Raw genomic sequence first — 11,369 nt, forward strand, 5'->3', positions numbered from 1 at the left:
TAAAAAAGTATAAAAAAATTGAAAAGTTAAAAAAATTATTTTCTAACTATATTAACTGACTCAGGAGCAATGAGAATTAAAGATTTATCATTACTATTATTAAGTAAAATTGCATGAGCCTTATGTTCTGTTCTAAGCGCAGTTAACATTTCCCCAGCTATCCTATAGTCACCACTTTGAGTTCTTTTTAACTCAGATAAATCAATAATTACAGGATTACCTGCTTGAACCACTTGATCAAATACATAATCCATATCATCAGTATCTCTTGGCCTAATTAAAATTATACCATATAAATTTTCTTGTGGAGTAATAGGGTCTAAATCATATGCATTCATAGAATAAGCATAAGCACTATTTAAATCCGGAGATGGAGTATGGGAAAGATCGCTATAATTAATAGGTTCCTCATTTCCCGGATTATTCATATCTCCTTCAAATCCTAAACTCCTTTTTACATTTCCCAAAAAACTCATTTTTTATTCTCCCCAAAATAATCCAAAATAACATCTAATAATCTAGAAGCTCCTCCATTACGCATATCAACTGCAGGTAACTCATATTTATTTTCAAAATCATCCAATTTTAAGTCACCAGCATTGAAAAGGTTTATGGAAAGAGCTATAACCTTAGTAGGTTCAATAGCTTCAATAGCTCTAATTTCAGTCTCAATATCTCTTGGTTCACGGTATGGATGATTTGGCCTATGACCAACAATTACTGCATCAGGATGAGCACCAACTAAAATTGAAGCAGATAAACCTCTAGGGTGAGGATTTCCATCTTCAGTTAAACTTGATTGTCCTTCAACAAAAATAAATTCAGGTTCTTCAGTTTCATCACAGTACTTAATAGAACCTAAAACTGCAGAAGGAACATCCATAACAGATAAACTTCCAGCTCTAAAATTAAAATCAGTAGGTGGTTCTAAACCCATTTCATCAGTAGAAATAATGCTTATCTTCATTCCTCTTTTTCTTGCTTCTTCACCTAAAAGCCTAGTAGTAGTTCTTTTACCACATTCTTGTGATGTTCCACCGATAAAAATAACTTTTGCCTTAGGAGTGTATGAAATTTTTGGTAAAACTTCAGTACATTTTTCTGGAGCTACACCCATAATTTTTTTGACAACATCTAACCTTGAATTAATCTCTTTAATTAGAACATTTTTTTTACTAGCAAATTTAGATAAAGCAAGGTTATCTTCGATGGATAATGATCTGAATGAACATATAACATTTTTTCCATGATCTATAGCTTGAACTGCATATTTAAGTGCTGAACCTTCAGCCCCAATTGGCAACATAATAGCTACACTATTTGCAGAGCTGTCTTGTTTAAGTGCAGTTTCCAAAGAGTCAGCAACAGTAAAACCCATAAATGGCTTGCCCTGTTTATTAACATCATCATCAATGAAACCTACAGTTTCAACACCTTCAAGATTGGAGAATTTTTCTCCTCCTCCTCCACATCCAACTACTATAAATGGATTTAAATCTTGAATTTCTTTAACAGAAGTAATTGAATACAATATACCACTCCTATAAAAATAATTAAAAATTTTGATAATAATTATATAATGAAAAATAAAATTATACACTTATTTATAAAAAATTAGCTTATAATTTTTTCTAAATAAATTTATTATTTTTATTATTATTAAATATTGTTAATTATTAATATATATATTAAATATATTAATAAAATAAATATTTTAATAAAATTTAATAAAAATTATTTTAATAGATTTTAAAAAAAATGTTAAAAAAATCTATAATTAATTTGACTAAAATAATATATAAAAATTATTAAAAAAAAAATCAAAAAAAAGATTTTGATATAAGTATAATTAATACATTATTTAAATAATTTTAAAAAAAAAGTGATAAAATGGCAGAGATGAGAGTGGATTGTCCAGTATGTGGTGCAAAAGCAGGTGCAATATCAAAAATTGATACATCCAATATTCCCTATTTTGGAGAGGTAGTTGAAAATTCAATTATATGCGAACATTGCGGATTTAAACATAGTGATGTAATGAGTGTTGAGAAAAATGATCCTGCAAAACATACATTAAAAATTACAGAAGAAAATCTTGATTCAAGAGTGGTCCGCTCACAAACATCCACTGTCTCAATTCCAGAAGCTGGTATTAAAGTAGAACCTGGTCCAAAATCACAGGGATATGTATCCAATGTAGAAGGAGTTATAACAAGATTCATTAGTGCAACTAATAGAGCTAAAGTCTTATACACAGATGAAGAATCTCAAAAAAATATTGAAGAAACCTTAAACTTTTTAGAAGATATTTTAGAAGGTAGGGCTGAAGCTACATTAATTATAGAAGATCCTTATGGGCAAAGTAAAATAGCAGATTTAAAAGCTAGCAGTGTCCCTCTTACAGAAGAAGAACTGTCACAACTTCAAACAGGTTTTACCATAATTGAAAAAGATGAACTTGAAAAAAGAGAATAGTCTTTTAAGCTTAATTTGATAAACTAAATTTTTAATAAATTAAATAAAACTTATTTAAAACTTATATTGCAACCAAGGATGTTGATATTTATTTAATTCGTCCTTATATTAGAAAAATAGTTTTAAATAGCATTTATGAAAATATTTTTATAAAATTCAAACAAGACATTATTGATTTTTAGGAGAGTTTTATGGTTAATTTAAATTTTGATGAAGATAGATTAAAAAGTACCCCGTTTTTTTATTTTATTAATTATATCAATGTACTTCATGATAATTTTTTAAAGGAAAATTTCAAAAATATCACTCCAAGGGATTTTACATATCTGTCCAATATATTCTATCATGAAAACATTTCACAAAAAGAATTAGCAAATTTACTATATGTTTCAGAAGCAAATGTAGCTCAAATTATTAAAAGACTGGAAAAAAACGGTTATATAAAACGTGAATTTTTAAAAAATGATAAAGGCAAAAAATCTCTTCGCTTAACAGATGAAGGTGAACAGATTTTTAAGAAACTGCTAAATATTATTTATGATGGAGAATCTGAAATTTTTAAAGATTATTCTAATGAAGATAAAATAAAATTTAAAGAAATGTTATATGTCTTTTGTGAAGGTGCAGCTGAATATTAGTAAAACTTAAATATGAATGAAAAATAAAAAAGACAATTGTACTTAAGATTATTAATTAAAATTCAATATAAAGGTGAAAATTATGACTGATAAAGAAAAAACTATAGAAGCATTACAAATGATTGTAACCGGTTTATCTGCAAATTCCTTTGGACACCGAATCCAATCTAAAATATTTGCGGGATTAGGATTTGAAGCACTAGGGGAAAAGTATGCAGCTCATGCAACTGAAGAAATGGATTTCGTAGAACAGTTTATGGATAGAATTCTTGATTTAGGTGGAGAAATTAAACAAGAAGCACAGGAAGCACAACCAATTTTCACAGACATTATTGAATTTATTGAGCATGATTACAATGTATCCGTTGAAGGTATTGCATATTTAAACCAGATAATGGATTCTGGAATTTTTGATGCAACAACCTATGACTTGATGAAAGTATATCTCAAAGATGAAGAAGAAGATATGTACTGGAGTGAACAGCAACTTGACCTATGTAAAATGATTGGAAAAGAAAACTACCTAACCCAATTATTAATCAATGACCCAGCTGCTGAATAAAATAATTTTTTTAAATATTTCAAATTTATTTTTATTTAATTTTTATTTTATTTAATTTCACTTATTCTCATTAATTCTCATTTATTTTACTTATTCTTATCATAATTTTAGATTATTATCTATTTTGCCCATATTTACAATATCAAAAGTTTAAACAAATAAATTAAATAGAATTACATTATCATTATAGTTAAAAAAGAACTTGATTTATAAAAAATAATATAAAAATTAATAATAATGATAATTAAAATTTGATAGATAAAAAAATAGTATTGGAAATTAAAAAGTATAGAAGGGAAAATTTATAAATCTTCCTCTTCTTCTTCCTCACCAAAGAGAGTGAAATCTTCTTCCTCAGCAGTATCTTTTAATTTAAGAGTCTTTTTGACATCCATGGATAATGCATCACAGTCAGCTTTAATCGCTTCAAGATGTAATAAAATTCTTTCTTTTTCTTGATTGATTCTTTCAATATTAGTATAAGGATAAGTTGACTCTTTTAACATTTCATATTCAATGGTTGTGTATGGATATTCATTTAATTGTTTACATACATTTTTAAGGATGTCGCCTAAGAATTTATTCATTTCTACTTTTACTCTTTCCCTAATCATTTTGTCGTCATCAAGATTATCTTTCATTAAACGAACAACTTCTGCTTTAGCGAAAGGTAATGATTCCTCATCTTCATCTAAGACTTCTTCATCCTCCATTTCTATTTCTTCCCCTTGGACTAATTCTTCATTTTCAAATTCATCAGCCATAATATAGACTCCTTTATATTTTTTAAATAAAAAATACTGTATTGAATTTAAGAAAACTTATTAGAATAATTACAATAAAAAGTTAACATCATCAATACCTACTAATAAATTTGAATTAAATAATATATAAATATATCGTTAATTTCAAATAATAATCAATTATTTTTATAGAAATATACGCAACTATTAAAATAATTACATCTGGAATCCATATAATGAAAAGTTAATAAAAATTGAAAAAGAGTTTTTATAAAAAAAATTGAAAGAATTTAAAAATGTTTAAAATTTAAAAAAACTATGAAGATAATGTTCATTTGCTAAAGAAAGTCATTATTTATTAACTAAGGCTTAATTATAATAATACTCTTAAAATTAAAAATAAATAGTTTAAACAGCGGTATAAATCCATATTATATCTCTAAAAATCTAAAACAAAATTTTAGATTAAAAAAGAAATAAAAAAAAACTTTTTTAGAAATATTGAAAAAAAAATTAAAAAAAATGAAAGATAAAATTTAAAAAAAAAATGAACAAAACACCAAATATATATTATATATACCCCTTCTTGAAAAAAGACACTTATTTTTTAAGATAATTAATATAATTCCATCATTATAAATTAATATAAATTAAATAAATTAATATTAGGGGTCTGAATTTTTCAGTTCTCAGATAATTGTTGTATGGCTGTTTTTGAGTTAAATTCTAGTGATATGAATAATGCTCCTAAAAATACATTTAGATATGGGGGAAAAAATCAATACAAAATTTGATGCATTATGTGTAGAAATAGAGGGTGCAGCTATTTCACAAGTATGTCATTTATGTAATGTGCCATTTTTAGTAATTAGAGCAATATCCGATTCATCATATGAAAAAGATAATCAACTTAGTTTTGAAGAATTTTTAGAAATTAGTTCACAAATGGCTGCAAAATTTATTGATGAATTTTTAAATAAACTATGAATTAATCAATTAAAAATTTGTAGAAATTTTCTATATATAAAAATTTTTAAGCCCTGAAATATGAGTCTTAGAAATTTAGTTAAATGTTTTATACTGAATAAAATTATAGCATAATAAAAATTGATAAAATAGTTAAAATTTAACCTTATCAATTCTTAAGCTAAAATCTAAACTTCTTGATGAATGAGTTAAAGCTCCAAGAGAAATTATATCAATATTTAACCCTGCATAATCTAAAATATTATTTTCATTAATGCCACCTGAAACTTCAATTAAGACTTTATCCCTAAGATTAAGTTCTGTTAATTTATCAATACTATTAGATACCTTTTCAGGAGTGAAATTATCAAGCATTACAATATCAGCACCCATTTGAGCCACTAATACTGCATCATCAATATTTTCAACTTCAATTTCTATTTTTTTCGTGAAACTAGTATTTTTAATGGCTCTTTTAAGAGCTTGCTCAAGAGACCCAACAGCAGCAATATGATTATCTTTAATTAAAACCATATCATCAAGTGCAAATCTATGAGTATCTCCACCACCAATTAAAATAGCTTCCTTATCAAATTTTGCAAAAGCAGGAGAAGTTTTACGTGTGCCTGCAATACTAATATTTGGATTGATATTATGTACTTTTTTAGTAATATTATAGGTACTTGTTGCAACACCAGACATTCTCATAGATATGTTTAGTGCAGTTCTCTCTAAAAGTAAAATATCACGAGCATTGCCTAATAGTTCTAATAATACATCGCCTTTATTTATCAATGAACCATCTTCAACTAATTTAGTAACCTCAACACCTTTTTTATCAAATAAATCATAAACAATATCCATTCCTGCTACAATACCCTGATCTTTTGAGATAATCTTTCCACTGACAATAAGGTCTTTATCAATTAAAGCGTTTGAAGTAATATCCGAAAATCCTTCATCTTCTTCTAATATATAATTTATTATATTCTTCATGAAACCACACGATTAATTAATTTTAATAAAATCCTTAAATAAAAATTATAATAATTTAATAACACTTATAATACATTAGATAATGATTATTTATATAATTAAAAAAATTATTGTAGTAAAATTATAATAGTTATAATAGTATATTAATTATAATTACTAATAAATTAATATAATTTATTTATTTTAATAATTTAATACTTTTTAGATAATTTATTTATTATAGATGATTTATTATTTTAGATAAAATATTAATAAAGAATAAATTTATTAGATAATATAGGTGATTTATTTTAGATAAAATATTAATAAAGAATAAATTTATTAGATAATATAGATGATTTATTATTTTTACTTCAATATAATAATTAAATATAATTTAAAAATATAATAAATTCAAAAAGGGATATAATGGAAATAACATTTCTTGGAACTGCATCTGCAATACCATCTAAAAATAGAAATCACACATCAATTGCTGTTAAGGCATTTGGAGAAATATTTTTATTTGACTGTGGTGAATCAACCCAAAGACAATTAAATTTCACAAATATATCCCCCATGAAAATCAGCAAAATATTTATAAGTCATTTGCATGGTGATCATATTTTAGGTCTTCCAGGTCTTATACAGTCTATGGGTTTTAGAGGAAGAGAAAAACCACTTACAATATATGGGCCAAAGGGACTTTTAAAAATTAAAGACTGTATATTTAATAATGGGTTTAATCCTGTAAATTTTGAAGTTAATATAATAGAAATCCAAGAAGGAACTGTGATTGAAAATGAAGATTATATTGTTAAAACAGCTAAAACCGAGCATAATCTTTTAAACTATTCATATACCATTGAAGAAAAGAAAATGCCTAGATTTATAAGGGAAAAAGCTATCGCTTTAGGTGTAAAAGTCGGTCCCGATTTTGGAAAACTTCACAGTGGCCAGTCAGTAGAAGTTGATGGTAAAACCATTAATCCGGAAGTTTTAGGCCCTGCAAGAGAGGGTATGAAACTTTGTTACTCTGGAGATAGTAAACCATGTGAGGCTATGATTCAACTTGCAAAAAACAGTACGCTACTTATTCATGAGGCAACATTTCTTGAAGAGGATATGGACAAGGCATATGAAAATGGCCACTCAACGGCAATTCAAGCCGCATCAATTGGACGAGACGCATCTGTGGAAAATCTAATATTAACCCATTTTAGTAATAGATATACTGATTTAAATCCTTTTAAAAAAGAAGCATCTGAAGTTTTTGATAATGTAGAAATAGCTTATGATTTTATGAATGTTGAAATAGTTAAAGATGAAAAAGCTAAAGGTGACGATAAATATAAACTTATTATTAGTAAAAACTTTATTGGATAAATATAAATATAGAATTCTTTTAAATAAAAAAATTAATATGAAAAAATAAAAAGCATGAAATTATGGACATTATAAATTTTATTACAAAACCACATAATACTTTTGAAATGGTTGTATATATTTTAGTGATTATTATATTAACTACAATTCTTCTAAGGTTAATTACTTTTATAATGAAACATCTGAATAAGAAAGAAGATTTAGATATGACAACACCCTACATTATAAGAGATTTATTACAATATACAATTTATTTCATTGCGCTACTGCTTATTTTAGACATTGTTGGAATAGACATTAGAGGAATTCTTCTAAGTGTTGGAATCATAAGTATTATTATAGGTTTTGCAGCAAAAGACATAATTTCCAACTTTATGAGTGGACTATTTGTAGTGACCGATAAGAGTATTAAAGTTGGAGATGAGATTGTAGTGGATAATATACAGGGAACAGTGACAAATATTACATTTCGAAAAATTACCCTTCAAAGCTCAGATAATGTTATTGTAACAATACCAAATTCTATTTTAAGTACAAAAGTTTATAAAAACAATACTAATGAACTACCAGTTGTTCTTACATTAATAATATATTTAAAACTTAATATTGATATTGAAAAATATGAAAAACGAATTATAGAAGAATGTGAAAAACTAGATTTTGTAAATACTAAACATAAAAATAAAATGAATATTATTGAAATTAATGATTTAGGTATAAAATCCAAACTATATATTGGAGTAAAAAATCAGAAAAATATTGAAAGAAATAGAGTAATTATTGGAAATATTTCTCGTAAAATTTTAAATGAGATGGATACATAGTTTATTTATTTAAAAAAAAATTTAATTAAGTTTATTAATTAAAATAGTTTATTTTTTTTAAAAAAAGCCCTCTTAAGTTTTTTATTAATAATTTTTTAAAAAATATTTGAAAATTTTTCCTAAAATATTTGTAAAATATAATATTGGTTTTTTAAAATAAAATTTTCAAAAAATCAAAATATTTAAAAAAATGCTCTAAATTAAAAATAAAGAAAATCAACTAATTTTTAAAAATTTTCAAAATGGCAGATATGATTATTTTAAAAATATAAGTCAATTAATTTATAAATAATGATTAATATAATAAAATTAAATTTATTTACCCAAATTATTTACAAAATTATTTGAGTGAGAAAATGTTAAGCAAATTGCAAAAAGAAATTATTGAACTTAAAGATAAAAAAAATGCAATAATACTTGCACATAATTATCAAAGAAAAGAGATAATGGAAATAGCTGATTTTATTGGAGATTCTCTAGAATTATGTATTAAAGCTAGCGAAATTAAAGATAAAGACATTTTAGTATTTTGTGGTGTAGATTTCATGGCTGAAACTGCATATATTTTAAATCCTGATAAAAAAATATTAATGCCTGATCGTGATGCAGATTGTCCAATGGCAAATATGTTATCTAAAAGTGAAATAGAAGAGGCGAAAGAAAAATATCCTAATGCTGCAGTAGTATTATATGTTAATAGTACTGCTGATGCAAAAGCTGAAAGTGACTTATTAGTTACAAGTGGAAATGTGAAAAGGATTATTAATGTACTTGATGAAGATACTGTTCTTTTTGGACCTGATGCTAATCTTGCAAAATATACAGAAGAATTTACAGATAAAAAACTTATTCCAATACCTATAGACGGACACTGTTGTGTGCATAAAATGTTGACAATTGAAGATATTGTATCTGCAAGAAAAAAATATCCTAATGCTCAAATACTAGTTCATCCAGAAACAGACAAAGAAGTACAACTTACTGCTGATTTCGTTTTAAGTACTGGGGGAATAATGACACATATTAAAGAATCTTCTCACGATGAATTTGTCCTTGGAACAGAAATAGATATTATCTCAAGACTTGAGCTTGAAGTTCCAGATAAAACCTATTATCCTTTAAGAGAAGATGCTATCTGTGAAACTATGAAATATCATACACTTGAAAAACTTAAAGCATGCCTTGAAGAGGAGTCTCCAGAGATTGTATTAAGTGAAGAATTAGTTGAAAAATGTAAAAAACCAGTTAATAGAATGTTAGAAGCTTCTAAATAGCTTCTACTTTTACTTTTTATTTATTTATTTTAATTTTATATATTTCTATAATATCTTTTTTTAATCTGGTGATTTTTTTGGTTTTATTAAAATGGAATGAAATTCCTGTTTCTGTTCGTAGAAGCAGAAAGCGTCTTTATAATTATATCAAAAGTGAAATTGAATGTGATACTGCAGAAAAAATAAGGATATTGTTTTAAGGGATTTAAGTTTCAGTGTTGAAACTGGTGATCCTTGTTAACCTGTAGAAGGTGATGTTGTATCTTTACAGATAAAACTGCTACTACAGATGATAGTAGTGTTACTACTATAACTGATGTTTTGGATATACTTATGAAGTTGTTGTAAATATGAAGGGTTGAGACATCTACTTCACGTATAACTGTTGATAAACACATACTAGTTTCACAATTTTATTAGAAGAAACATCTGAACAGGAAGAAACTTAAAATATATAGATTTAATTTTATTTTATTATTTTTATAATATTTTTTTAAAAAAGTGTATTTTTTTGATGGTTGATAGATGAGGTAAAACAATTTCAAGGTTTGGAGCCTAAACATCTAAAATTTAATAATAATGAAGTAAGTAAATTAAATGATTTGATTATTAATTGTATTTCCCAGACGGAAAATCTCATTATTAATTATACAAATGATACTACTTTATCTACCAATACTCCACCAGAGTGAAAAATCTATGTCTTCGGCTTGTAAGTAATATGATCACATTAAAGATAGCAAGAAGAGACACTCTATCATAAAAGTGAATAACTGGAAAATATCAACGGTTAGTAGTGATATTTTTACAGAAGATTTAAAAGGAGATTTAAAACCTTATAAAAAAGATATTTCTAATAAAGGTGATAAAATTGATTTTTTTTTGCGATAACTGGAGATTAGAATTTTATAGTGAAAGTAACAATAAAAGTAACCTTGGAAGTTTACAAATTTTAGTGGGAAAATTGAACAAAACAAAAACAAAGAAAAAGGATTAAATTATGCTACTAAAAGTTGTTTCGTAAAATAAGAGTTTAAAGAATCAAATTTATATTGTATTAAAGTTCTATATTCTATTATAACTTAGTATATTGGTAAGTCATAATAGGCTGTTCTTGTTTTTTAGGTCATTATTATGGTAGGGATTAATATAATAATGATATAATATTAACAATTTTGGTATTTTTTGAAATTTAATTTTAACTTGATATATGTTTTCTAACTTCTCACTTTTATTTAATGGTGATAATTATGAAGTTTCAGAAACTAAAATTTTTATTCAAACAATTATTTCCTTTAAAATATCAAACAAAATATAAAAATTATAATTATGAGGAAATGTATTGTGTTTCGTAAAATGGGTTTAAAGAATTAAATTAAACATAAAAATTTAAATTTAAATTTTAATTAAATTAAAAAAATAAAAAGAAATAGAGTTAAATTAAATATTATCTAATTGATGTGATTGTTCATCTAATTTTTTAAGCTCCTGCATGTGATGATTAAGTGTAAATTGATTTGCAGGTT

The 11,369-nt window shown here is 25.2% G+C and carries 13 protein-coding genes; 9 read left to right on the top strand and 4 right to left on the bottom strand.

Translation table 11 applies throughout. From position 1 onward, the window contains the following. Nucleotides 1-35: 35 nt before the first annotated feature. Nucleotides 36-476: a cell division protein SepF gene (locus QZ146_RS01020; RefSeq protein ID WP_295721598.1), complete on the bottom strand. Its 441-nt coding sequence runs from the start codon at nt 474-476 to the stop codon at nt 36-38. Beyond that, a complete protein-coding gene (locus QZ146_RS01025; RefSeq protein WP_295721600.1) occupies nt 473-1,531 on the bottom strand; it encodes a DUF1611 domain-containing protein in 1,059 nt (352 codons plus the stop codon). Before QZ146_RS01025 ends, QZ146_RS01020 begins: the two co-directional genes overlap by 4 nt. A gap of 359 nt (nt 1,532-1,890) precedes the next feature. Between QZ146_RS01025 and QZ146_RS01030 the strand changes: the two genes are divergently transcribed. From QZ146_RS01030 to QZ146_RS01040, 3 genes are all read left to right on the top strand, one after another. Beyond that, entirely contained in the window at nt 1,891-2,475 is a 585-nt protein-coding gene (locus QZ146_RS01030; protein WP_295721602.1) for a ZPR1 zinc finger domain-containing protein, read from the top strand. Between the two features lie 191 nt (nt 2,476-2,666). Continuing rightward, nucleotides 2,667-3,113, top strand: a complete 447-nt coding sequence (locus tag QZ146_RS01035; RefSeq protein WP_295721604.1) for a MarR family transcriptional regulator — start codon at nt 2,667-2,669, stop codon at nt 3,111-3,113. 82 nt (nt 3,114-3,195) lie between these two features. Next, nucleotides 3,196-3,675: a bacterioferritin gene (locus QZ146_RS01040; protein ID WP_295721606.1), complete on the top strand. Its 480-nt coding sequence runs from the start codon at nt 3,196-3,198 to the stop codon at nt 3,673-3,675. 302 nt (nt 3,676-3,977) lie between these two features. On the opposite strand, the gene QZ146_RS01045 is transcribed toward QZ146_RS01040, so the two are convergent. After that, the gene (locus tag QZ146_RS01045; RefSeq protein ID WP_295721607.1) at nt 3,978-4,439 is read right to left on the bottom strand and encodes a hypothetical protein; all 462 of its coding nucleotides are present in this window, start codon (nt 4,437-4,439) and stop codon (nt 3,978-3,980) included. A gap of 744 nt (nt 4,440-5,183) precedes the next feature. Here QZ146_RS01045 and QZ146_RS01050 point away from each other — a divergent pair. Next, a complete protein-coding gene (locus QZ146_RS01050; protein WP_295721620.1) occupies nt 5,184-5,405 on the top strand; it encodes a hypothetical protein in 222 nt (73 codons plus the stop codon). A gap of 132 nt (nt 5,406-5,537) precedes the next feature. On the opposite strand, the gene nadC is transcribed toward QZ146_RS01050, so the two are convergent. Further along, a complete protein-coding gene (gene nadC / locus QZ146_RS01055; RefSeq protein WP_295721609.1) occupies nt 5,538-6,380 on the bottom strand; it encodes a carboxylating nicotinate-nucleotide diphosphorylase in 843 nt (280 codons plus the stop codon). A gap of 408 nt (nt 6,381-6,788) precedes the next feature. On the opposite strand from nadC, the gene rnz reads away from it, so the two are divergent. The 5 genes from rnz (at nt 6,789) to QZ146_RS01080 (ending at nt 10,840) form a co-directional block, all read left to right on the top strand. Further along, on the top strand, nt 6,789-7,745 hold the full coding sequence (gene rnz, locus QZ146_RS01060) for a ribonuclease Z (RefSeq protein ID WP_295721611.1): 957 nt from the start codon (nt 6,789-6,791) through the stop codon (nt 7,743-7,745). A gap of 62 nt (nt 7,746-7,807) precedes the next feature. Further along, complete coding sequence (locus tag QZ146_RS01065; protein WP_295721613.1) at nt 7,808-8,569, top strand: mechanosensitive ion channel family protein; 762 nt, start codon at nt 7,808-7,810, stop codon at nt 8,567-8,569. A gap of 356 nt (nt 8,570-8,925) precedes the next feature. Further along, on the top strand, nt 8,926-9,843 hold the full coding sequence (gene nadA, locus QZ146_RS01070) for a quinolinate synthase NadA (protein ID WP_295721615.1): 918 nt from the start codon (nt 8,926-8,928) through the stop codon (nt 9,841-9,843). A 518-nt stretch (nt 9,844-10,361) separates the two neighbouring features. Continuing rightward, the gene (locus tag QZ146_RS01075) at nt 10,362-10,535 is read left to right on the top strand and encodes a hypothetical protein (RefSeq protein ID WP_295721617.1); all 174 of its coding nucleotides are present in this window, start codon (nt 10,362-10,364) and stop codon (nt 10,533-10,535) included. A 179-nt stretch (nt 10,536-10,714) separates the two neighbouring features. Further along, nucleotides 10,715-10,840, top strand: a complete 126-nt coding sequence (locus QZ146_RS01080) for a hypothetical protein (protein WP_295721618.1) — start codon at nt 10,715-10,717, stop codon at nt 10,838-10,840. Nucleotides 10,841-11,369: the final 529 nt, after the last annotated feature.

It is taken from the genome of uncultured Methanobrevibacter sp. (assembly GCF_905235195.1).
Lineage (GTDB): Archaea > Methanobacteriota > Methanobacteria > Methanobacteriales > Methanobacteriaceae > Methanarmilla.

What these genes read in the sequence shown, in the direction of transcription:
- QZ146_RS01020 (WP_295721598.1), bottom strand. Translation starts at nt 476, where the DNA reads ATGAGTTTTTTGGGAAATGTAAAAAGGAGTTTAGGATTTGAAGGAGAT.
- QZ146_RS01030 (WP_295721602.1), top strand. Translation starts at nt 1,891, where the DNA reads ATGGCAGAGATGAGAGTGGATTGTCCAGTATGTGGTGCAAAAGCAGGT.
- QZ146_RS01035 (WP_295721604.1), top strand. Translation starts at nt 2,667, where the DNA reads ATGGTTAATTTAAATTTTGATGAAGATAGATTAAAAAGTACCCCGTTT.
- QZ146_RS01040 (WP_295721606.1), top strand. Translation starts at nt 3,196, where the DNA reads ATGACTGATAAAGAAAAAACTATAGAAGCATTACAAATGATTGTAACC.
- QZ146_RS01045 (WP_295721607.1), bottom strand. Translation starts at nt 4,439, where the DNA reads ATGGCTGATGAATTTGAAAATGAAGAATTAGTCCAAGGGGAAGAAATA.
- QZ146_RS01050 (WP_295721620.1), top strand. Translation starts at nt 5,184, where the DNA reads ATGGGGGAAAAAATCAATACAAAATTTGATGCATTATGTGTAGAAATA.
- nadC (WP_295721609.1), bottom strand. Translation starts at nt 6,380, where the DNA reads ATGAAGAATATAATAAATTATATATTAGAAGAAGATGAAGGATTTTCG.
- rnz (WP_295721611.1), top strand. Translation starts at nt 6,789, where the DNA reads ATGGAAATAACATTTCTTGGAACTGCATCTGCAATACCATCTAAAAAT.
- QZ146_RS01065 (WP_295721613.1), top strand. Translation starts at nt 7,808, where the DNA reads ATGGACATTATAAATTTTATTACAAAACCACATAATACTTTTGAAATG.
- nadA (WP_295721615.1), top strand. Translation starts at nt 8,926, where the DNA reads ATGTTAAGCAAATTGCAAAAAGAAATTATTGAACTTAAAGATAAAAAA.